At 41.0% G+C, this 20,973-nt stretch carries 20 protein-coding genes and 1 riboswitch; of the genes, 17 read left to right on the forward strand and 3 right to left on the reverse strand.

Annotated features, from left to right (window positions below; all coding sequences use genetic code 11):
* The first annotated feature begins 468 nt into the window (after positions 1 to 468).
* The 5 genes from OCU78_RS15210 to OCU78_RS15230 all read left to right on the forward strand — a co-directional run bounded on the left by OCU78_RS15210 (position 469) and on the right by OCU78_RS15230 (position 4,447).
* Positions 469 to 1,533 (forward strand): porin, encoded by a 1,065-nt coding sequence (locus tag OCU78_RS15210; RefSeq protein WP_137372081.1) that lies wholly within the window; start codon positions 469 to 471, stop codon positions 1,531 to 1,533.
* A 297-nt stretch (positions 1,534 to 1,830) separates the two neighbouring features.
* Positions 1,831 to 2,301, forward strand: a complete 471-nt coding sequence (locus tag OCU78_RS15215) for a MarR family winged helix-turn-helix transcriptional regulator (RefSeq protein WP_137372272.1) — start codon at positions 1,831 to 1,833, stop codon at positions 2,299 to 2,301.
* A gap of 150 nt (positions 2,302 to 2,451) precedes the next feature.
* Complete coding sequence (locus OCU78_RS15220; RefSeq protein ID WP_137372082.1) at positions 2,452 to 3,084, forward strand: fumarylacetoacetate hydrolase family protein; 633 nt, start codon at positions 2,452 to 2,454, stop codon at positions 3,082 to 3,084.
* Between the two features lie 154 nt (positions 3,085 to 3,238).
* Positions 3,239 to 3,871 carry a LysE family translocator gene (locus tag OCU78_RS15225; protein ID WP_137372083.1) on the forward strand — a complete coding sequence of 211 codons (633 nt, stop codon included), beginning with the start codon at positions 3,239 to 3,241 and terminating at the stop codon, positions 3,869 to 3,871.
* Positions 3,872 to 4,030: 159 nt separating this feature from the next.
* Positions 4,031 to 4,447, forward strand: a complete 417-nt coding sequence (locus OCU78_RS15230; RefSeq protein WP_137372084.1) for a GNAT family N-acetyltransferase — start codon at positions 4,031 to 4,033, stop codon at positions 4,445 to 4,447.
* Between the two features lie 111 nt (positions 4,448 to 4,558).
* Here OCU78_RS15230 and OCU78_RS15235 read toward each other — a convergent pair whose 3' ends face one another.
* Positions 4,559 to 6,280, reverse strand: a complete 1,722-nt coding sequence (locus OCU78_RS15235; protein WP_137372273.1) for a phospho-sugar mutase — start codon at positions 6,278 to 6,280, stop codon at positions 4,559 to 4,561.
* A gap of 611 nt (positions 6,281 to 6,891) precedes the next feature.
* Between OCU78_RS15235 and coxB the strand changes: the two genes are divergently transcribed.
* The 4 genes from coxB to OCU78_RS15255 all read left to right on the forward strand — a co-directional run bounded on the left by coxB (position 6,892) and on the right by OCU78_RS15255 (position 11,386).
* On the forward strand, positions 6,892 to 8,055 hold the full coding sequence (gene coxB / locus OCU78_RS15240) for a cytochrome c oxidase subunit II (RefSeq protein ID WP_167493985.1): 1,164 nt from the start codon (positions 6,892 to 6,894) through the stop codon (positions 8,053 to 8,055).
* Entirely contained in the window at positions 8,052 to 9,713 is a 1,662-nt protein-coding gene (ctaD, locus tag OCU78_RS15245) for a cytochrome c oxidase subunit I (RefSeq protein ID WP_137372085.1), read from the forward strand. Before coxB ends, ctaD begins: the two co-directional genes overlap by 4 nt.
* A gap of 7 nt (positions 9,714 to 9,720) precedes the next feature.
* Positions 9,721 to 10,422 carry a cytochrome c oxidase assembly protein gene (locus OCU78_RS15250; protein WP_137372086.1) on the forward strand — a complete coding sequence of 234 codons (702 nt, stop codon included), beginning with the start codon at positions 9,721 to 9,723 and terminating at the stop codon, positions 10,420 to 10,422.
* A gap of 79 nt (positions 10,423 to 10,501) precedes the next feature.
* Positions 10,502 to 11,386: a cytochrome c oxidase subunit 3 gene (locus OCU78_RS15255; RefSeq protein WP_137372087.1), complete on the forward strand. Its 885-nt coding sequence runs from the start codon at positions 10,502 to 10,504 to the stop codon at positions 11,384 to 11,386.
* A gap of 37 nt (positions 11,387 to 11,423) precedes the next feature.
* Here OCU78_RS15255 and OCU78_RS15260 read toward each other — a convergent pair whose 3' ends face one another.
* Positions 11,424 to 11,645, reverse strand: a complete 222-nt coding sequence (locus OCU78_RS15260) for a DUF2909 domain-containing protein (RefSeq protein ID WP_137372088.1) — start codon at positions 11,643 to 11,645, stop codon at positions 11,424 to 11,426.
* 30 nt (positions 11,646 to 11,675) lie between these two features.
* On the opposite strand from OCU78_RS15260, the gene OCU78_RS15265 reads away from it, so the two are divergent.
* The 4 genes from OCU78_RS15265 to cyoE all read left to right on the forward strand — a co-directional run bounded on the left by OCU78_RS15265 (position 11,676) and on the right by cyoE (position 15,343).
* Positions 11,676 to 12,521 (forward strand): SURF1 family protein, encoded by an 846-nt coding sequence (locus OCU78_RS15265; RefSeq protein WP_240701689.1) that lies wholly within the window; start codon positions 11,676 to 11,678, stop codon positions 12,519 to 12,521.
* A 100-nt stretch (positions 12,522 to 12,621) separates the two neighbouring features.
* The gene (locus tag OCU78_RS15270) at positions 12,622 to 13,167 is read left to right on the forward strand and encodes a hypothetical protein (RefSeq protein ID WP_137372090.1); all 546 of its coding nucleotides are present in this window, start codon (positions 12,622 to 12,624) and stop codon (positions 13,165 to 13,167) included.
* Between the two features lie 69 nt (positions 13,168 to 13,236).
* Positions 13,237 to 14,340 (forward strand): COX15/CtaA family protein, encoded by a 1,104-nt coding sequence (locus OCU78_RS15275; protein ID WP_137372091.1) that lies wholly within the window; start codon positions 13,237 to 13,239, stop codon positions 14,338 to 14,340.
* Complete coding sequence (gene cyoE / locus OCU78_RS15280) at positions 14,330 to 15,343, forward strand: heme o synthase (protein WP_373367613.1); 1,014 nt, start codon at positions 14,330 to 14,332, stop codon at positions 15,341 to 15,343. The genes OCU78_RS15275 and cyoE overlap by 11 nt, the downstream gene beginning before the upstream one ends.
* Before the next feature lie 104 nt (positions 15,344 to 15,447).
* On the opposite strand, the gene gbpA is transcribed toward cyoE, so the two are convergent.
* On the reverse strand, positions 15,448 to 16,911 hold the full coding sequence (gene gbpA / locus OCU78_RS15285; RefSeq protein WP_137372092.1) for an N-acetylglucosamine-binding protein GbpA: 1,464 nt from the start codon (positions 16,909 to 16,911) through the stop codon (positions 15,448 to 15,450).
* Between the two features lie 155 nt (positions 16,912 to 17,066).
* Positions 17,067 to 17,194, reverse strand: a riboswitch (cyclic di-GMP riboswitch).
* Between the two features lie 321 nt (positions 17,195 to 17,515).
* On the opposite strand from gbpA, the gene OCU78_RS15290 reads away from it, so the two are divergent.
* From OCU78_RS15290 to OCU78_RS15305, 4 genes are all read left to right on the forward strand, one after another.
* Complete coding sequence (locus OCU78_RS15290) at positions 17,516 to 17,869, forward strand: helix-turn-helix domain-containing protein (RefSeq protein WP_137372093.1); 354 nt, start codon at positions 17,516 to 17,518, stop codon at positions 17,867 to 17,869.
* A 196-nt stretch (positions 17,870 to 18,065) separates the two neighbouring features.
* On the forward strand, positions 18,066 to 19,121 hold the full coding sequence (aroG, locus tag OCU78_RS15295) for a 3-deoxy-7-phosphoheptulonate synthase AroG (RefSeq protein ID WP_137372094.1): 1,056 nt from the start codon (positions 18,066 to 18,068) through the stop codon (positions 19,119 to 19,121).
* Between the two features lie 235 nt (positions 19,122 to 19,356).
* The gene (locus tag OCU78_RS15300; protein WP_137372095.1) at positions 19,357 to 20,331 is read left to right on the forward strand and encodes a DHH family phosphoesterase; all 975 of its coding nucleotides are present in this window, start codon (positions 19,357 to 19,359) and stop codon (positions 20,329 to 20,331) included.
* Positions 20,332 to 20,475: 144 nt separating this feature from the next.
* Positions 20,476 to 20,877: a hypothetical protein gene (locus OCU78_RS15305; protein WP_137372276.1), complete on the forward strand. Its 402-nt coding sequence runs from the start codon at positions 20,476 to 20,478 to the stop codon at positions 20,875 to 20,877.
* Positions 20,878 to 20,973: the final 96 nt, after the last annotated feature.

The raw sequence follows: 20,973 nt of genomic DNA on the forward strand, positions 1-20,973 counted from the left end.
CACTCGAAAAGTTGAATTTAATCAAATTCTCATTCTTTTCACTGAATGTGATTATAGCGTACATTAAACCATTAAATGTTCTGTATCTTCTTTATTACAGGTATATAACCCTATTTTTTAGTTCTTATATAAACAATTCTAGTTTGTAGGTAAATGCTCAATTCTTTAGGCAATAGTGTTACTTATTTGTTTTTCATCAGTAATGTGTTTGTGATTTTTAGTTTTTTGTAAATGTAACAAGCTATAACAAAGGAATTGTCATGTTTTTTATAAATCAATAATTCTAACTTACTGTTAATTAAGTATTTATATTTTTGTACTTGTTTTTTTTATCTTTTATATAACTTAATGAAACTATTTGAGTCATCTCGATTAGGGTTATGTCACTTGTTAAGAACAGGTAACAACTTCCGTTAGAGAGAAGTTGTGAGTGATTAAATTACCTTTAAGTTACAAATGGATATGACGATGAATAAGAAACTTTTAGCGGTAGCAATTTCTAGCGCTGCCTTTGCTTCACAAGCTGTTGCGATCGAACTTTACAATGAAGACGGTACGACCTTTTCTGTAGGTGGTCACGTTTCAGTTGCTGTGGGTGATGTTAATAGCAGCGACCGTCAAGGTGACGACGATATTGGTATTGAATCAGTTTCTCCACGTATTAACTTTAATGTAACTCATGACATAGGCAATGGCTTTACTGCCGATGCTAAAGGTGAGTGGGCATTGAACTACTTAGATGGCGGTGAGAATGCGTTTACCACTCGTCTTGGCTACCTTGGTTTAACGCATGACGATTTCGGTCGTGCTGTTGCTGGTACGCAGTGGGCTCCTTATTACAGTGTTTCTGGCGTTGCAGATATGCCAATCGCTTTTGCAAATGACTTTATTTACGACGATCACGGTAACTTAGGTACTGGTCGTGGTGAAGAAATGCTGAGCTACGGTAACAGCGTAGATTTTGGTGAGGCAGGTACTCTTAACTTAGGCGTTGCTTGGCAGGGTCGTAAAGTTGATGACGTTAGCTACACAAGCACTGTAAGTTTTGAAAATGAATACGGAAATCGTGCTCAAATTGCATTGAACTACTCAATTGCTGATGTTACTGCAAACTATGCATTCAATACTGGTGATGTAAATTTCGGTAGCGTTGGTTCCCAAACGGCTGAATCACATGTTCTAAGTGCAACATACGGCTCTTACGGTAAAGAAGGCATTTACCTAGCGGGTGTTTACGCAATGAATGAGTACATGAACTCAAGCTCTGGTATCGCTCTTGAAGAAACAACAGCCGTTGAACTTCTAGCTTCTTACGCTTTCTCAAACAGCATTAATGTAAGTGTTAACTATGAAGCAGTTGAAGATGACAAAGAAAGCGCTACAGTTTACAGCACTTCAGCTCTACAAGCTGAATACAACTTTACTTCTAACTTCGTAGGTTTTGCTGGTTACGAGTTTGACCTTCAAGGTTCAGGCACATACAAAGATAAAGCAGACGATAAGTGGTTGATTGGTGCTCGTTACTACCTATAAGAAGTAGCTCGTATGTAGTTTACTAAATTTGGCAATTATCTCAGGTTGCGATAATTGCTTTTATCGCGGACTAGAATAAAAGTTACACGCCTATTCAAGAGCTCACTTATTTTAAGTGAGCTTTTTCTTTGGTTGAATAGGATAATCGGCAAGTTGCGATACTCTTCCAATCCAATCCAATCCAATCCAATCCAATCCAATCCAATCCAATCCATATATGGTGCTTCGATACTAATGACTTGGAGCATGAGATATAATTCAGTATATTGTGCACAACTTAATCTAACGGGTGTATACATGACATCTTGCCATACCAATAACTCATCATCTTTAAGTAACCAAGAACAAGAGCTGATTAAGCTTGAGAATCAAGTTTGCTTTCCTCTATATAGTGCTGCCAATGCTGTAATTCGCGCCTATCGCCCACTATTAGATGAGCTAGACCTCACTTATTCACAGTATTTAGTAATGATGGTGCTTTGGCAAAATAACGGTATCAATGTAAAAGAACTGGGCGCTAAACTTAACTTAGATTCTGGTACTTTAACGCCTCTGTTAAAACGATTAGAAACTAAAGGCATTGTTTTGCGCAAAAGGGGTGAACATGACGAGCGCGTTCGTGAGCTTTTTTTAACAGAGCAAGGTGAAGCGCTTAAACTGCAAGCCGTCAGTGTGCCTAAAGCGATGCGCTGCAAGATTTCGTTGGATGTTGAAGAACTTGTAGAACTGAAACGTTTATGTGAAAAGCTAATAAAGACAATTGACTAGCTTTTGAATTTGAAGCCGAACTCCAAAGGTTTTATAACCGTAAGATTGAGCTAAAGATCAGGTTTTTGATAATTTACTAGATTAACTCGAAGATCAGTGGAATATGATCGGTTAAAATATCTGCTCTCAAATTCAGGTCAAGGAAAGGTAATGAGCTCAACAAACAAGGATAGTGAAATGATGATTTCTAAAGTAACCGCCGCACCCAGTAAAATATTATGTGTGGGTAGAAATTATGCAGATCATATCGAAGAGCTCAACAATGCCACACCTGAGCATATGGTGGTTTTTCATAAGCCAAGCACCAGTGTGACTACTATATTGTCTTCATTCCATGAAGAGACATTACACTATGAGGCGGAGATTTGCTTCATCGTTGAAAATGAGACTTTCACTTCAGTAGGCTTAGGGCTAGATCTCACCAAGAGAGAGCAGCAATCTTATCTTAAAAGCAAAGGGCTTCCATGGGAGCGAGCAAAGTCATTTGATGGCTCTGCGGTGTTTAGTCGCTTTGTTCCATTAACTGATGTTGATATTAATGATCTTAACTTAGAGTTATTCATTAACTGTGTCCGAGTCCAGAAGGGGCATGTGAACCAGATGCTCTACTCACCTCAAACCATCTTGGATGAATTAAAATCTTACCTTACTCTGTTAGATGGTGATGTTGTAATGACAGGTACGCCAAAAGGCGTGGGTGAAGTGCACAACGGCGATGTGTTTTTAGGGCGTCTTATGTGTGGCGACAAAACCCTCATAGAAATAGAGTGGCTTGCTCGGTGATGCATATTGTTTGATTTGATTTGTTTTGTGCTGGAAAATGATCAAAAACCAGTTGTATTGACGTTCAAGTTTAATTTATTTGCACGTTATACCTAGTTAGTTATCATCCGTTGATATAAAATCCGCGACCGGATTTTTATAAATACAATAACGAATGATCGATTTAACTATTTTACCTGTCTACTTAACTGCTGTTGTAGCGCTTCTTCTTCTTCCTGGTCCTGATATGTTACTGATTGCTAGCTCAAGTATGAGTTACGGTCGCAAAGTTGGCGTGTTTGCCAGTTTAGGTAATGCAACGTCCGGCATCATTTTGACCGTACTGGCTGCTATGGGTGTGTCTGCCTTAATTGCAATGAGCCCTATGGCATTAAAAGCATTACACCTATTGGGTGGTGCTTATTTACTTAAAATGGGTTGGGATTGCTTAAGAGCAGAGCAAGACGAAGCGCCTGAACTTAACAATAATTCTGCAGTTGCGAAAACCTATTATCAGCGAGCTTTAGTCAGCAATCTACTTAACCCTAAAGCGCTTGTTTTCTTTGTGATGTTTTTACCTCAATTTGTGTCGACTAACATAACAGCAAGTTCTGGTGAGCAAATGCTTGTACTAGGGCTACTGCTTAATATTTTAGGCTTGTCATTTAACTTCTTATTGGTAGCGCTTGTTGGCAGTGTCGGGAAGTCTCTAATTGAGAATGCTAAATTCAGAATGTACCAACAGAAAGTGATGGGTGGCGTATTCATCATTCTGGCTGTTTGGATGCTTAAATCATTCGTTGCTTAGATGCTTAGATGCTTAGATGCTTAGTTGTCTAGCTGATTAGTTTCTTATGTCAGTATGATCGAAGACAGCAATGAACAGAATTAACCAGCTTCGGCTGGTTTTTTTATCTTTAAAATGTACGATAGAGCTTAACGATAAACTTACTTTTTAGAGAGTTATATGGATATTGAAGTCGTTAGCCACCCATCAAAGCAAGATACTGATAGCGTTCTTGATGGAATAAAAGAATACAATGCCCCTCACTTCCCTGATCAAGATTTGATCCCTCTTTCAGTTTTTGTTCGAGACTCACAGAACAAAGTGATAGCAGGGTTAAATGCCGAACTATTCACTACCTCGCTGATGATCAATCACCTTTGGGTATCTTCAGATCTAAGAGGAAATGATGTTGGTACCAAGCTTCTTGCTAAGGTTGAGTCAGAAGCCCTCGCGAGAGGAGTTACCGATATTTACTTAGACACTTATAGTTTTCAAGCTTTGGGTTTTTATCAAAAGTTAGGTTTTAAGGTGGTAGGGGAGTTTAGCGATTATCCAATAAAAGGCGTCCATAAACACTTTTTACAGAAATCGCTTTAGAAAAAATGGACGTATTACTACGTCCATTTTTGCTTTGGTGCTAGAAGCTAGAAGCTAGAAGCTAGAAGCTAGAAGCTAGAAGCTAGAAGCTAGAAAATAGAGGTACCGCTATTACTTATTAAGCTCTTGCTGATGCTGTTCAATAAGCTGTGCCATTTTTTCCTCTGCTCGTAGTAAAGCTTCAGGGTAATTTTCATTCCCCTCAAATTCAGTGACAAGTTCATAATAAACTTTTAGCTTAGGTTCAGTACCAGATGGGCGAACAATGATTCGAGAGCCATCTTCCATGTGATAAATAAGCACATCACTGGCAGGTAGGTGGATGGCTTCGGTTTTCCCCATGCTACCTTTTCCACCAATAGTAAAGCGAAGTGAAGATTGAAGATCTTCAATGACAGATATTCCCACACCAGCAATCTGTTTTGGTGGAGTACTTCTTAGCTTCGCACCAATGGATGGTGAATTGGGATCAAGTTGAATACTGCGTTGAGCATTCACATGTACACCATGTTCAAAGGATATTTGAGCGAGTACATCCCATACCGTTTTGCCATTTTGTTTCAATTGCTCCACAAGTTGAGAGAACACAACCAGTGTTGATAGCCCATCTTTGTCTCTTACTTGTGTGCCAATGGTGTAACCAAGAGCTTCTTCATAGGCAAAAAGGAATTCGTTTTCATCGTCTTCTAATTGCATTCCTACATTCGCTAACCATTTAAAGCCAGTGAGTGTTTGGAAGTAGGTTGCGCCATGTGATTTTGCCACTTTAGCAAGCAAAGTAGACGATACAATGCTGTTCCCAACTAGTTGCTGTTTGGTATGCGGTAGCGAAAGTAAGTAGTTGGCGAGTAGCACACCAATTTGATCACCAGTTAGCATTTTATATGTTGTATCTTGCTGCCTTGCAGCAACCGCGAACCTGTCGGCATCTGGATCGTTTGCACAAGCAATAGCAGCTTCGACACTTTCAGCGAGTTCTAGAACGAGATCCATTGCCCCATCTTCTTCAGGGTTAGGGAAGTTAACGGTTGGGAATAAACCATCAGGTTCACGCTGTTCGGCAACACTGAAGACTTTGTTGAAACCGTTGTCATGCAGCAAATCTTCCGCCATTTTCGCTCCAACACCGTGCATCGCAGTGTATGCCACGGCGATTGATTTCTCCGAAGTATCACCTTCAATGAATGGGCTTTGGTTAACGCTGGTACGGTAGGTTTGATAGTAATCTTCAGTAAGCCAAACGAGTTGTTCTCTTTGCTCTGCATCACTTAATGACATCAGTGGAATCGGTCTTGTTGCGGCGATTGCAATTTCAGCAGCGATACCTGAATCATGAGGCGGGATTATTTGAGCCCCATTCTCCCAGTACACTTTAAAGCCATTATATTCAGGAGGGTTATGGCTTGCGGTTACTACTACCGCCGCAGCGGCATTCAGGTGCTTAATACCAAATGCCACAACAGGGGTAGCGGCCACATCATGGGTGAGAAAAACTTTAATGCCTAAAGCAGTAAGTACCGAAGCCGTATCTATGGCAAATTGCTTTGAATCGGTTCTGCCATCATAGCCAACCACTACTCCACGAGAAGCAGCCTTACTGATATTGTCGATTAGATAGTGACCCAATCCAGCGGCGGTTTCTTGAATCACTAAGCGATTCATTCGGTTTGGACCACAACCTACTTTTCCTCTTAACCCAGCTGTTCCAAATTCCAATCTTTTCCCGAAACGATCTTCAAGTTCGCTGTATTCTTTTTCATCAATAAGATATTGAAGCTCTTCACGAGTTCTTGGATCTGGGTCTCGTGCTAACCAATTCGTCAATTTTTCCATCATAAATTAAACCTTTGCTGTTGATAGAGTAAATATAAATGATATTCATTATCAATTAAGTGAAGGCAATCGTAAAACTAAGTTGTTAGAACATCAATTGTTAACCAAGCGGTATTCTAAGCACTGCTGGCATGTGCGGGTTCATAGCTAAACTCTGCAATTAAGAGTTCTGAACCGGTTAAAACCGTTGAGCTTAATAACTGATTTTCCTAATAACACATGCCTCTACTTCTTTTCTTAATATTCCCTTTAGAAACTCTACTCTGAGGTACTTTCACTCGCTATATACAAGATTTATAGCCGATAATTTGAATATTTAGCACCTTGAACATTTAGCTTTCAGTAACTAGCCTTTACATAAATATAACAAAAAGTAGCCAGTTCGCTGATTAAACGTCTTTATCCCTCATATTTTCTGCCGTATTGATGAGGCTTACTTTGCATCATTTTTATGTTTAACCCTTAGCCAAATATTCTTTCATTGCGAAGTAATGTCCGAATGGATGGTTGAGATAAACATGACGCAATTAGGTGATAGAAAGACCATAGACACATGTGAACGATGGTTTCAGGGCGTAAATGTCTTGTGGGATGGATAAAGGAGATACCTTTTGAAGAGATCACGAACCACTCTTGTACTGTTAATGGAACTAGCGGTAGTTTTGTTTTGGTCATCAGCTGTTTGGGCTGAATCAGACTACAACATGACTCAGGGTGTTACGGAAATCAGCGGTAAGGTCTATGACCTTCACATGTTGATTTTCTACATTTGCTGTGCAATTGCGCTAATCGTGTTTGGCGTGATGTTTTATTCCATTATTCACCATCGAAAGTCGAAGGGTGCGGTCGCTGCCCATTTCCATGAAAGCACCAAAGTAGAAATTATCTGGACGATTATTCCCATTCTTATTCTTATCGCGATGGCGATACCCGCAACCAAAACATTGATTGCGATGGAAGATACCTCCCAATCCGACTTAACCATTAAAATCACAGGTTCTCAGTGGAAGTGGCATTACAGCTACTTTGGGGAAGATGTTGAATTTTTTAGTTTATTAGCGACGAGTGATAAACAAATTGAAGGAATTGAAGAAAAAGGAGCGCATTATTTACTAGAAGTGGATAAGCCCTTAGTCCTTCCTATTAATCGCAAAGTCCGCTTCTTGATGACATCAGATGACGTTATACATTCATGGTGGGTGCCTGCTTTTGCTGTGAAAAAAGACACTGTCCCGGGGTTTATTAATGAGGCATGGACCAAAATTGATGAGCCTGGTGTATATAGAGGGCAGTGTGCGGAGCTTTGTGGCCGAGCGCATGGATTCATGCCGATTGTCGTGCAGGCGATGGAAGAAGACGATTTTGATGCATGGCTTGTTAAACAAAAAGAAGAGGCTGCTATTGCTAAGCAACAAGCTCAAGAGGCACTAGGCTCGTCACTTACTATGGACGAACTGTATGCCGAAGGTGAGACCATTTATAACGCGAGATGTGCGGTGTGCCATCAGGTCAATGGTGATGGTATTACTGGTGCATTCCCTGCAATTAAAGGTAGTGCGATTGCACTAGGCGATTTATCAACACATTTAGACACTATTGTGTATGGCAGACCTGGAACGGCAATGCAGGCATTTGATGCCCAATTAAGCGAGAAAGAAATTGCTGCAGTCGTGACTTATCAAAGAAATGCATGGGGAAATGATACGGGAGATGTCGTTCAAGCTTCTGATGTAAATGCATTTAAGGCACAGAAAAATGCCAAGGAGGAGCAATGAAATCATCAGCAAACAAGCCCGTAAAGTCGGCTCCGATGAATAGCCATGAATTAAGTGGTGCTGGAGACTTATCTCATGGTGCTGATTCTCATGATGCCGAGCCTCATGATGATCACTCTGCACCTAAAGGGTTAGCTCGCTGGCTCTATTCGACCAACCATAAAGATATAGGCACCCTCTACTTATGGTTTAGCTTCGCTATGTTTTTGACTGGTGGGGCAATGGCTATGGTGATACGTGCTGAGTTGTTCCAGCCTGGTTTGCAGTTAGTTGAGCCTGACTTCTTTAATCAGATGACCACAGTCCACGGTTTGATCATGGTGTTTGGGGCTGTCATGCCTGCTTTTACTGGGCTTGCCAATTGGATGATCCCAATGATGATTGGCGCCCCAGATATGGCGTTGCCACGAATGAATAATCTTAGTTTCTGGATTTTACCTTTTGCGTTTTTGATTCTAATTGGTTCACTGTTTACTGAGGGTGGAGGACCAAACTTTGGTTGGACGTTCTATGCGCCACTTTCTACGACTTATGGCCCTGACAGCACCGCATTATTTGTGTTCTCTGTTCATATTATGGGGATCAGTTCGATAATGGGCGCAATCAACGTGATTGTGACTATTGTGAACATGCGCGCACCTGGAATGACTTGGTTTAAGCTACCAATGTTTGTATGGACATGGTTGATCACGGCTTTCTTACTTATAGCGGTGATGCCTGTTCTCGCCGGCGCGGTGACCATGGTATTGACGGATAAATACTTCGGAACTAGCTTTTTTGATGCGGCTGGTGGGGGGGACCCTGTGATGTTCCAGCATATCTTCTGGTTCTTTGGACACCCTGAAGTGTACATCATGATACTGCCTTCCTTTGGCATTATCTCAGCCATTATTCCGGCATTCAGTGGTAAGCGATTGTTTGGCTACCATTCTATGGTTTACGCGACTTGCAGCATTGCGTTGCTGTCATTCTTAGTATGGGCGCATCACATGTTTACTACGGGGATGCCAGTCTTCGCTGAACTTTTCTTTATGTATTGCACCATGTTGATTGCGGTGCCTACCGGGGTGAAAGTATTCAATTGGGTGGCGACAATGTGGCGAGGTTCTCTGACCTTTGAAACCCCAATGCTGTTTGCGATTGCCTTTATCGTGCTATTCACTATTGGCGGTTTTTCGGGCTTGATGTTGGCGATTGTCCCAGCAGATTTTCAGTACCATGACACTTACTTTGTGGTGGCTCATTTCCATTACGTGTTAGTGACAGGCGCGGTATTTTCTATCATGGCTGCGGCTTATTATTGGCTTCCGAAATGGACAGGTCATATGTATGACCAACGTTTGAGCTTGTGGCATTTTTGGACATCAGTGGTATCGGTGAATGTTCTATTTTTCCCAATGCACTTTCTTGGGCTAGCGGGTATGCCAAGACGTATTCCTGACTACGCCATTCAGTTTGCAGATGTGAACCAAATCGTATCAATAGGTGGTTTTGCTTTTGGTTTATCTCAACTGATCTTCTTATGGCTTGTAATTAAATGCGTAAAAGGTGGAGAGCCCGCTCCAAGTAAACCATGGGAAAGATCCGAAGGTTTAGAGTGGACAGTACCAAGCCCAGCTCCGCACCACACCTTTACTCACCCACCAAAGATTGACTGAGGTGAGTATGACAAACAACCCACGCGACACATCAGACAGTGATGCCAAGCAAGATAACCAAGGCGAGAATAACGTTAAGCAAGGTATTAAACAGCCTGAACTGGATTCTAAAAGCATACCTAATTCATCAAATAAATTGGTGGGCTATTTAGTGCTGAGCGTCATTGGGATGTTTGGCTTTGGATTTGCTTTAGTGCCTTTGTATGACGTGATGTGTGACGCCTTGGGTATCAACGGTAAGACAAATTCAGAGTCGGTGATACAGCCTCAAGGTATGCAGCCTGATTACTCGCGAAGTATTCGTGTTGAATTTATGTCTCATATAAACCCGGATATGCCTTGGGATTTTGTGCCAGAAAAAAGAACGTTAGATGTGCACCCAGGAGAAGTTATTCAAACTCAATACCTTGCTTTGAATCGTTCAAGTGAGCCTTTAGTTGGGCAAGCTGTTCCTTCTGTGTCTCCTGGAGAAGGGGCTACTTACTTCAATAAAATTGAGTGTTTTTGCTTTAATCAACAAGCGTTAGCTGCATCTGAAAATACAGTGATGCCTCTGATCTTTTATATAGAGCCAGATATACCAGACTCTATCCACACGCTTACGCTTTCATACACTCTTTTTAATATAACCCATTCATTAAATGCTGAACCTGAGGTGATAGAGGTTGTGAGTAATATGCGGACTACCGATTCCTTAGTGGCTCATTAATAGCTAAAGAAAGAGTAATCAAGTTAAAGAAGAGAACAACTAAATAGATAGAAGAACGATTTCAACAAGGAGTTGAGTGATGAGTTCTAAAAAAGATATTTATTTTGTACCCGCACAAAGTAGCTGGCCTCTGGTTGGTGCGGCTGCCTTATTCCTTGTAGCGGTTGGCGCTGGGCTAACTGTGCAGAATATGGGCGTAGAAGGCTCTGGTGGTGTCGTAGGTAAAATTGTTTTAACCGTAGGCTTTCTGGTTCTGCTTTACATGTTAGCTGGGTGGTTTAGCAATGTAATTACAGAGTCATTAACGGGTTTGTATTCAGAACAAATTGCGCGTTCGTTCCGACAAGGCATGAGCTGGTTTATCTTTTCTGAAATTATGTTTTTTGGTGCATTCTTTGGTGCGCTTTTTTATGCACGGATGTTGTCTGTCCCTTGGTTAGGTGGTGCTGATAACAATGCCATGACTCATGAAGTGTTGTGGCCAATGTTTGAGGCAATGTGGCCACTAACCAGTACCCCAAATGGCGTTGAAACCCAAGCAATGCCTTGGCAAGGCATTCCACTTAAGAACACGATAATTCTCTTACTTTCCTCTATTACTCTGCACATGGCGCACATCAGCTTAGAAACAAACAAGCGTATGGCGTTAATTGTGTGGCTTGAAATTACCATCGTTCTAGCTGGTTTCTTTTTATTCTTTCAAGTTGAAGAGTATATGCACGCCTACCAAGAGATGGGGCTGACGTTGCAATCTGGTATCTACGGAAACACCTTCTTCTTACTGACTGGTTTTCATGGTCTTCACGTTTGTTTAGGAACGATTTTCCTAATAGTTCTACTGTTTAGAATTGCTAAAGACCATTTCACTCCGAAAGACCATTTTGCATTTCAAGCGGGGAGTTGGTATTGGCATTTTGTTGATGTGGTATGGCTGTGTTTATTCGTTTTTGTCTATGTATTGTAGCTGTTTCGTCTCGATATTTTTCAATGGTTATGTGGCGCTAGTAGGGACGAGGGTTCGGAGTTATCCAACCCATAGAAAGGGCAAGTAATAGTAGTAGAACGACGGCAGCAGACAACATGACTCGTCGCCCAAGGAAGTGGCTTAGCGGTTTTTGAGGTTGATCACCTTTGGCAATAATGAATAAAGCTTTGGCGAGGTTGATGATGATAAAGAAAAGAAAAAACACTAAAGCAATTTTGAATATAAAGGAAACCGTCATAGCTACTCCTGATTCTAATAAAGGATGTTGATGAAGATAGAAAATAAGGCATGGAAGAGTAAAAAACTTTGGTTTGCAGCTGTGTTAACTGTGGTGTCTGTTTCTATATTGATCAAGTTAGGTTTTTGGCAACTCGACAGGGGTGAACAAAAATCAGCGTATGAATTAGCCCTTCAGGAACGTGAAAAGGTAAGTGCGATAGCCTTGTCTGATTTTATTGAGATGTCTGAATTAACAGAGAGACCATCTAGTCTGTTGGGTGACGATTACCTAACGCAGTCCAAACCATTGAAGCACTTTGAACAACTACAGGCATTGAACGGAACCAGAGTAAAGGTAGAGATTGAGGGTGGCACAGGAGGTGTTTTCCTACTGGATAACCAAATACATGAAGGGCGAGTTGGGTACTTGGTTTTTATGATTGGTCAGCTTGGAGAGGCAGGAGGCGGGCAGTCAATTTTGTTGGATTTAGGTTTTGTTGAAGCGAGTCGTGATCGCACTATCTTGCCTAACCTGAGCGACCTGTCAGTACCTAGCGACTTATCTGGCCGTTTGTATCTTAAATCCACAAACCCATTGAGTCATGAATTATCCGCTGAAAATACACTGCCAGTTAGGGTTCAAAATGTAAACATCGCTGAACTAGAAGGCTTATTTGAGGTGAATTTATTCCCTATGGTGTTTCAACCTATTGGGCTAAAAAATTGGGATTACGAACCTGTTTGGGTACCGCTACCAATGAGCTCTTCGAAACACTTTGGCTATGCTGTGCAGTGGTTCGTAATGGCTGCAGTATTGGCATTAATAATGTTGATGATCAGTTATAGGTTTTGGATGAAAAAGCATCGAATAGACTCTGTAGAAAGTAGAAAGTAGAAAGTAGAAAGTAGAAAGTAGAAAAGCAGCTTGTAGGTTGTTTATATCAAATAGTTGCTTATAGGGTGGATCATCAAACGAAACATAGGTGGAGACAATCATGGAAAGATCACAGTTAAAAGGACGTGTTTTGTTAGTGAGCTTGATTTTGATATTTGCCTTGCCTGCCATTATCGCCAAGCTTGTTTTGTCTCAACAGTGGTACACATCTGGAGTCACTAACTTTGGTGAACTCATTGAACCTAAAACGACATTAACTAGTGTTGGAGTAGACTTGTTACCAGAAGAAGGGTGGTTACTTGCTTATGTTGTTCCCGAAAATTGTACCCGTGTTTGTGAGCAGCAGGTGCACTTATTAGGTCAAAGCTATTTAGCATTAGGGAAATATAAGGAAAGAGTGAAGCCTATTTTACTTATAGATAAAGGCAATAACGACACTCTAAAGGACATGGACTTATTCCGAGAAGTTCGCACCGATTTGACCAACAATGAACCCTTGTTGTCATCCTCGGTGGTGATTGTTGATCCGCTCGGTCAATTAGTGATGCGTTACCAAGGCGTATCCACTCAGGCTTTGTTAGTGAAACAGTCAAAAGGGATCTTGCACGATTTAAGAAAATTATTGAAGTTATCAAGAGTCGGTTAGGCTTTTGAATCGCTGAATAGTAAGTGCTTCTGGTAACCGAGATATTGGGTCAAATGATAGGGAGAGGTCATGGTTAATGAGACACCTAAAAATCTAACCTTACTCGTAAAAGTGAGTTTGCTGTTAACGTTAACCGTTATTGTATTAGGCGCTTATACAAGGTTGTCTGATGCTGGATTAGGTTGCCCCGATTGGCCAGGCTGTTATGGCAGCATGGTAGTGCCTTCTGACTCATCTTCTTTATCTAAAGCAGCCCAGCTTTACCCTGGTAACACTATAGAATCGGATAAAGCCTGGTTAGAAATGATCCATCGCTATTTTGCCGGAACTTTAGGTATTGTCATTTTCTGCATCGTTGCTTGGTGTTTGAAGATAAAAAACATTTCCCCCAAGTTACCACTGACCATCTTGTTTGTGGTTGTATTTCAAGCCGCACTTGGTATGTGGACCGTCACATTGAAGTTGATGCCACTGGTGGTTATGGCTCATCTCTTAGGAGGCTTCACACTATTCTCATTGCTTGCCATTCTTTATTGCAAACTGAATCGCTTACAGCAACATATTGACCCGCTTTATGTTGACCCATCCGTCCGGTTTTGGGCTCTTGCTAGCTTGGGAATCGTGATTCTTCAGATATTTTTAGGGGGCTGGACGTCATCGAATTATGCGGCGTTGATGTGTACTAGCTTACCTATTTGCGAAGGTAACTGGATAGCATATCTAGACTTTTCCAAAGCCTTTGACTTACTTCAATCAGGGCATGAAAACTATGAATTTGGTGTGCTTGAATATCCTGCCCGAATGACCATTCACGTGACTCATCGAATAGGAGCTATTGTGACTTCTTGTGTGGTTTTAGTGTTGGTATGGAAGCTCGCTCAGCAGCCTTGCAATATTCAAAACAGCTTAGCGAAAAGAGTAGGGACCTTGTTATTACTTCAGATAACTTTAGGAATTGGCAACGTTGTTTTACAGCTTCCTATTTCTGTTGCTGTGCTTCATAACCTTGTTGCTGCTTTATTGCTCGTTAGCATAGTAACCACTAACTTTTTACTCTGGCACCGACAAGATTATAAAACCCTGATAGCAAGTAACGTTGTACCGATTGGCAACGCGGTTCATCACAAGTCGAGACATGCAGATTATGCAGAAGGAGTCGAGTATGACAAGTAAGACATCAGCCATGAGAACAATGAACAGAGCCTCTTCTTTAGCCACTATTTCTAGATCCACAATGTCTGCGAGCACTATATCTTCAACTGCTATATCTTCATCTGCTATCTCTGGGGGGGAAAGTACTTATCAAACTCAAGATAGCCGTCATTGGAAAGCCTATTTAACGCTCACCAAACCGAAAGTCGTGGCTTTGATGCTGCTAACCGCATTAGTGGGGATGTGTCTTGCTGTACCTTCTGGGTTACCGCTAAAAGAAACCGTATTTGGGCTGATTGGTATTGGTTTGATGGCTGGAGCAGCAGCAGCGTTCAACCATCTTATTGATAGTAAAATTGATGCAAAAATGACACGAACTCGTCGTAGACCTTTGCCTTCAGGTGAACTGAGTCGCTATAAAGTATTTGGCTTTGCCACTGCGATAGGTGTACTGGGTTTTGTGACTTTATTTTTTGTGGTGAATGCCCTGACAGCTTGGCTAACTTTCGCCAGCTTATTGGGGTATGCTGTTGTTTATACAATGTATTTGAAACGAGCCACCCCGCAAAATATTGTGATTGCCGGAATTGCAGGAGCAATGCCACCATTACTCGGTTGGACAGCTATAACCAATGAACTTCATTCTCATGCATGGTTATTAGTGATGATCATTTTTATTTGGACTCCTCCACATTTTTGGGCGCTTGCCATTCATCGACGCGATGAATATGCAAAAGTGAATATTCCAATGTTGCCTGTCACACATGGTATCAGTTACACGAAAACGTCTATTTTCCTGTATACCCTTCTATTGAGCGTGGTGTGTATATTGCCAGTTCTTGTTGGAATGAGTAGCTGGCTCTACTTAACGGCATCACTCGTACTTAATGGTGGGTTTATCTATCATGCTTGGTTACTTAAATATCGAAGTGAAGACAGTACAGCGATGAAAACATTTAAATTCTCTATCTATCATTTAATGTTTTTGTTTATTGCTCTACTTGCAGATCATTACTTGTTGTAAATGATTTCTTGTCACTCGTTTTCTGTAAACTATTTTTTGTGAACCAAGTAAGCAGGTATAAAAAAGCGGAGACACAATCTCCGCGTTTTTATGTGCTGAATATATTAGTTCAACTTATTCCAAGCCGATTGCCAATGTGAACCCACTCCGGGCTCATAATGATTTGCAGAAGGTGACCATTGAACGCAGTACCCAGAATATGGGAACTCTTTACATTGATAGATGCTGCCATCACTACTGAGTACTTTAGTGCCAGCGGTATAAGCTTCAATACCTTCTGGGAATACGAAATCATACTCACCTGCTGGTGGTGGGGTTTGCTCTTCGATTAGGTGGAAATCAAGAGTATTTTGATCAACTAGATTACCCTGCGCATCTTTGGTCACAATAACAAGCATGTGATGACCGGCTTCTGATTTTGATAGCGTTAGCTGAATATCATCAACTTGACCATCAGATAGTTCAGAAACATGGGATGCCAGTGCCTCTCTATGGTGATTAAATACGGTTAGCTCAGCTTGAAGATCGCCAGTAGCCGCAAGTGTTAAATCAATTTTTGTAGGACTATCGTTAACAATGTATTCAGCCTCAAGGCCAGTAACAGCAAGATCGTAGCCAGGTTCTAGTGTTTCAATCTTGTACCCAACTTCAACACTCTCAAACCCAGAACCTGCTTTTAAGTAAATAGGGTTTGTTCCGTAGACAGGTGTGAAATCACCGGCATCATTCAGTTGACCTGATTTTATTTGCGCTTGCTCTTTATTGATTTTCGTCGCAAGGGCGTGAGACCAGTTATTGGCTTTACCTTGCTCTGTGCTTTCAATCACCACTTTTGTGCTGTAAGAAGTGTTTTCTCCCGATTGGTCAAATACACGCGTGTAAACGCTGTCACCGATATTTAGATCAATTGTTGGGTTAACTTGCCCGCCTTGCTCCCAATCAGGAATGATAGGTCCGTCACCATTAAATTGAACGTCAATCACATTATAAAAAGATGCGGCGGTATCACCGACATCCCAAACCGCTAGAATGACTTGGTAGCCTTCGCGTTCAGGCACATTGCACAGGTGACTTACGCGTTTTGGTGGTTGAACCATTCCGCCATCTACCACACAAAATGGAGTTAGATCGAATGAGCTACGTGCTAGAGGCTGGTTTGGGTTCCAGTTTGAATTGGTAATGTAGTATTTCCAATCACGGGTAACGTGGTTTGCAGTGAACGTCCACTCGAAAAACTGAGAACCAGATTGAATAGGGCGCTTAACCCAGCGGTTTGCGGTTTGTTCATCTAAAGCTGCGGCAAGTGAGCTTTGTGCGCTGGCGATTTTTCCATCTTGTGGTCCAGTTGCTGGGAAGCCATCAGGACCTTCGACACTTTGAGGCTCGTATTGAATGGCACCACAATGTGTATTTTTTTCATTGGTATCACTGGCAGGGAATTTACATAGCGCAACTCGGCTTTCTGCAACACCATTGTCATAGGCAGAAACATATCCGTGTCCAAAACTAGCACTACTCACACTGAAAAGTGAAAGGGCAATTAAGGTTTTATTTGGGAGTTTATTCATCATTTTTCCTTATAAATAGCTGACAAAAAAAGATGACACTCTGGCGTTGTTTACACTTAACTATCTGTATTGGTTAACTATATTTACGAGTTAACTACCTGGACTTATATGGGTTCACTAAGTGAGATCTTATGGATAACCCTTGTCCCTAGTTAAGTGGCAGCTCCGCTATCATAGACATTACCTAAGAGTCTTTTACAGTATGACTAGCATGCTCATATGTAGTGTCGACAGACCGGTAGCTTTGCGTCCTACCCTTTCAGGTAGTTTGCCAAAAGTGCGTTGAGCAAGCGAAATGTAGCCAACAAAATTTATAAATACGAAGTGAATGATTCAATTGTGGAATGTCAGTTCAGGTTTTTAATTCTCGGAGAAAATTAACTTGATAAATGAATGAAGCTGATTTTTATAAGGTATTGATATGAATGTATTAATAATGGCAATGAATATAAAAATTATATGTATAAGAGGGCTAGGTGGTCATAAAACGTCACAATTTTTAAGGCGATAAAAACAAACCTTTGACTTCCATTAACCAAACGCTGACATCCGTTTGTATTAAAGCAACGACAATTCATTCAATTGACTTATATAAGGATGAATCATGGAATTCACAGAACAAGATAGAGAAGCGCTCTACCAAACTTGGATGTCACAAAAATCTAAAATGCGTATTACACAAATGGAATTCTCTAAACAACTCGGTATGAACCAGCTTGCTTTTTCTCGAATATTGAGAGGAGAGAACCCTTTAACTATGCCGTTTATTAGCCACTTTTGCCGTCTACTTCATTTAGAGCCAAAACACGTTTTACCGTCTCTAAAAGAGACAATGGGTCATGCACCAAAAGTTGTATATCTACAGAGCCGTATGAGTGTCGATGGGGAAATCCAAAATGCTTATATTGAAGGAAATCAAGTGGTCGTTGAATACGCTCATACTGTTCAAACTGCTTAGAAAATCACCGCTGTAAATTATGATATACAAGGTGTTGTAAATATAAAACATAAAAAAAATTGCCTTTATTTTTAAATAGTGATTGAAGTTAGCGTTTTTACTAGATAAGTTACAGGGAACAAGAAGATTAATGCTGATAGAAGTTGTGTTTGAACACGCGAATTCAGCTCAAGGATAGAAAAGGAAGAAGTAAGCAATGTTCCAGACTGATGATGTAAGAATTAATAAAGTAAAAGAGTTATTACCCCCTGTTGCTGTTTTAGAAAAGTTCCCAGCAACAGAAACTGCTTCTTCGACTACATTTGAAAGCCGTAAAGCTATTCATAATATTTTAAAAGATAAAGACGATCGCCTACTTGTGATCGTTGGTCCTTGTTCTATTCATGACACGGAAGCAGCAATTGAATATGGTAAGCGTTTAAAAGTATTGCGTGATGAACTGGGCGATCGCCTTGAGATTGTAATGCGTGTGTATTTTGAAAAGCCACGTACCACTGTTGGTTGGAAAGGTCTGATCAATGACCCGTACATGGATGATACTTTTAAACTGAACGATGGCTTGCGCTTTGGTCGTAAATTGTTGCTTGATCTGACTGATATGGGCATGCCGACAGCAAGTGAATTCCTTGATATGATCACTCCACAATATGTGGCTGATCTAATCAGTTGGGGGGCAATTGGTGCGCGTACAACTGAATCACAAGTTCACCGTGAGCTATCTTCCGGTCTTTCATGCCCTGTAGGCTTTAAAAATGGTACTGACGGCAATATTAAAATTGCTACAGACGCTATTCGTTCTGCGAGCGCTTCACACCACTTTTTGTCGGTAACAAAGTACGGTCACTCGGCGATTATCGAAACTGCAGGTAACCCTGATTGCCACATTATTTTACGTGGTGGTAAAGAGCCAAACTACAGCGCAGAGCACGTCGCTAAGATTAAAGATGAACTTGAAGCGTCAGGTTTGCCGCAAAAAGTGATGATTGATTTCAGCCACGCAAACAGTTCTAAACAGTTTAAGCGTCAAATGAATGTATCTGATGATGTTAGTGCTCAAATCGCAGGTGGTGATAAAGCCGTCTTCGGCGTAATGATTGAGTCACACCTAGTCGAAGGTCGTCAAGACCTTGTAGATGGTAAAGCGGCAACTTACGGTCAATCTATCACTGACGCATGTATTGGTTGGGAAGACACTGAAACTGTTCTTCGCCAACTTGCTGATGCAGTGGTTGAGCGTCGTAATAAAGCATAATTCATCGATTGGCTTATTTTTAAAGCCGCGATAGCATTAATAAAAAACCTCACAGGCTTATGTCGGTGAGGTTTTTTAGTTTTAAATGATATAAACACAAAGATAACGGTATAGCTCTTTTCTTTGCAGTTACCATTCAATAGGTTAGCGTAAACAAAAGTATTGAAGAAGTTAAAGTCTCGAACCTAACTTCTTAGCTCAAGCTGGCTCGATAGCGAAAGGAAAGACCAATCGAATGAATTATGACGTATTCAATGGTGATGCCGATGGCATTATATCTTTAATTCAATTAAGGCTCGCTCAGCCTAAGACAGCAAAACTGGTTACAGGAGTTAAACGTAATGTTGAGCTTTTGGCTAATGTTGATGCTTGTGAAGTGAATACTTCGGCTGGTGATGAAGTGCTAGTCTTAGATGTCTCATTAGATAAAAACAAAGATGCACTGAATGCGTTACTCGAATCTGGCGCTAAAGTGACGTATTTTGACCATCATAAATCTGGTGATATTCCCACTCACCCGAATCTAACTTGTCTTATAGATTTAGATCCAAATACGTGTACTGCGCTGATCGTTAACAAGCAGCTTGAAGATCAGTTTGTTCATTGGGCGATTGCTGGTGCATATGGCGATAATCTTTTAGCTGTGGCTGATGAACTTGCTAGCCAATGCCAGTTAAGTGTGTCTCAGCGAGACCAATTAAAAGAGCTAGGTACTTTGATCAATTACAACGGTTATGGAAGAGAAGTATCTGATCTACATTTTGACCCGGCTGAACTTTACAAAAAACTCCTTAACTATCGTTCTCCATTTGATGTTATTGATGATCCTCAATCGCCATTTCATGTTTTACAAAAAGCTTATGCTGAAGACTGGGCACTCGTTGAAAGCCTAACTCCGCTCGCCCAAACCGATGTCGTTCGTGTATTTGAGCTACCTGATATTGCTGCTTCAAGGCGGATCAGTGGAGTCTATGGAAATTATTTAGCCAATCAAAATCCAGAGTGTGCAAGTGTAGTATTAACCTCCAATTCGGATCTTAGCTATACCGTTTCTTTACGTGCTCCATTAAATAATAAGCAAGGGGCGGTAAAAATTTGTGGGTCATTTAAAACGGGAGGAGGGCGTGAAGCCGCTGCGGGGATCAATCAATTAGAAAAGCACAACTTGGATACCCTTATTAATATGACGCATGATTATTATGTGAGTTAATCACCATTCAAATCAAAACGAGTTTTATTAAGCAATTTCACTATATGGTGTACTGTACTATAAAATTCTTGACGATATATTGAACTGGTGATTTAATGGAACGGTGTTCAATATTGAGTTAGGGTTTTATCCATGAAAATGAAGATGGCATTAGTAAGTCTGGCATTCGTCGCAGTAAGTGCGTTTACTACTCCTCAGGTAGAAGCTGCTCAGGGCTTTACTGCTGAACAATTATGTAAAGCTGGTCTTTCTCTTGCGATTGATAAAAAGCCACGTGGGATCAAAGTTGCATCAGGCGCATCGAGCCAAAGAATTCTTCTTGATGTAAAAGATGGCAGTAAAGATTGGGATTACCGTTGCGAAGTTAACCGTGGTAATAAAACCATCAAATTGAATGCGCGTGATATTAAGCGCAATGATAAATACCTTGGTCAAGCTATTCGCTACAATGTTGCTGATGGCAAGCGTAGTGTCAAAGTCATGATGAAAAAGCGTAAAGGATCTGGTGTTATTGATGAAACTTTTACTGCAATCCAATTAAAGTAGTTTCAATAAAGATCGAAGCATTTGATATGCCTGAGCTTTGATTGTCTAGTAAATATCAAGAATTGAATAAAGCCGCAGATTATTTCTGCGGCTTTA

The sequence above is a fragment of the Vibrio gallaecicus genome (assembly GCF_024347495.1).
In the GTDB taxonomy this organism is placed as follows: Bacteria; Pseudomonadota; Gammaproteobacteria; order Enterobacterales; family Vibrionaceae; genus Vibrio; species Vibrio gallaecicus.

What these genes read in the sequence shown, in the direction of transcription:
- ctaD (WP_137372085.1), top strand. Translation starts at nt 8,052, where the DNA reads ATGAAATCATCAGCAAACAAGCCCGTAAAGTCGGCTCCGATGAATAGC.
- OCU78_RS15210 (WP_137372081.1), top strand. Translation starts at nt 469, where the DNA reads ATGAATAAGAAACTTTTAGCGGTAGCAATTTCTAGCGCTGCCTTTGCT.
- cyoE (WP_373367613.1), top strand. Translation starts at nt 14,330, where the DNA reads ATGACAAGTAAGACATCAGCCATGAGAACAATGAACAGAGCCTCTTCT.
- aroG (WP_137372094.1), top strand. Translation starts at nt 18,066, where the DNA reads ATGTTCCAGACTGATGATGTAAGAATTAATAAAGTAAAAGAGTTATTA.
- OCU78_RS15235 (WP_137372273.1), bottom strand. Translation starts at nt 6,280, where the DNA reads ATGGAAAAATTGACGAATTGGTTAGCACGAGACCCAGATCCAAGAACT.
- OCU78_RS15275 (WP_137372091.1), top strand. Translation starts at nt 13,237, where the DNA reads ATGGTTAATGAGACACCTAAAAATCTAACCTTACTCGTAAAAGTGAGT.
- OCU78_RS15225 (WP_137372083.1), top strand. Translation starts at nt 3,239, where the DNA reads ATGATCGATTTAACTATTTTACCTGTCTACTTAACTGCTGTTGTAGCG.
- OCU78_RS15215 (WP_137372272.1), top strand. Translation starts at nt 1,831, where the DNA reads ATGACATCTTGCCATACCAATAACTCATCATCTTTAAGTAACCAAGAA.
- OCU78_RS15290 (WP_137372093.1), top strand. Translation starts at nt 17,516, where the DNA reads ATGGAATTCACAGAACAAGATAGAGAAGCGCTCTACCAAACTTGGATG.
- OCU78_RS15300 (WP_137372095.1), top strand. Translation starts at nt 19,357, where the DNA reads ATGAATTATGACGTATTCAATGGTGATGCCGATGGCATTATATCTTTA.
- OCU78_RS15255 (WP_137372087.1), top strand. Translation starts at nt 10,502, where the DNA reads ATGAGTTCTAAAAAAGATATTTATTTTGTACCCGCACAAAGTAGCTGG.
- OCU78_RS15260 (WP_137372088.1), bottom strand. Translation starts at nt 11,645, where the DNA reads ATGACGGTTTCCTTTATATTCAAAATTGCTTTAGTGTTTTTTCTTTTC.
- OCU78_RS15250 (WP_137372086.1), top strand. Translation starts at nt 9,721, where the DNA reads ATGACAAACAACCCACGCGACACATCAGACAGTGATGCCAAGCAAGAT.
- OCU78_RS15220 (WP_137372082.1), top strand. Translation starts at nt 2,452, where the DNA reads ATGAGCTCAACAAACAAGGATAGTGAAATGATGATTTCTAAAGTAACC.
- OCU78_RS15270 (WP_137372090.1), top strand. Translation starts at nt 12,622, where the DNA reads ATGGAAAGATCACAGTTAAAAGGACGTGTTTTGTTAGTGAGCTTGATT.
- OCU78_RS15265 (WP_240701689.1), top strand. Translation starts at nt 11,676, where the DNA reads ATGAAGATAGAAAATAAGGCATGGAAGAGTAAAAAACTTTGGTTTGCA.
- OCU78_RS15230 (WP_137372084.1), top strand. Translation starts at nt 4,031, where the DNA reads ATGGATATTGAAGTCGTTAGCCACCCATCAAAGCAAGATACTGATAGC.
- OCU78_RS15305 (WP_137372276.1), top strand. Translation starts at nt 20,476, where the DNA reads ATGGCATTAGTAAGTCTGGCATTCGTCGCAGTAAGTGCGTTTACTACT.
- gbpA (WP_137372092.1), bottom strand. Translation starts at nt 16,911, where the DNA reads ATGAATAAACTCCCAAATAAAACCTTAATTGCCCTTTCACTTTTCAGT.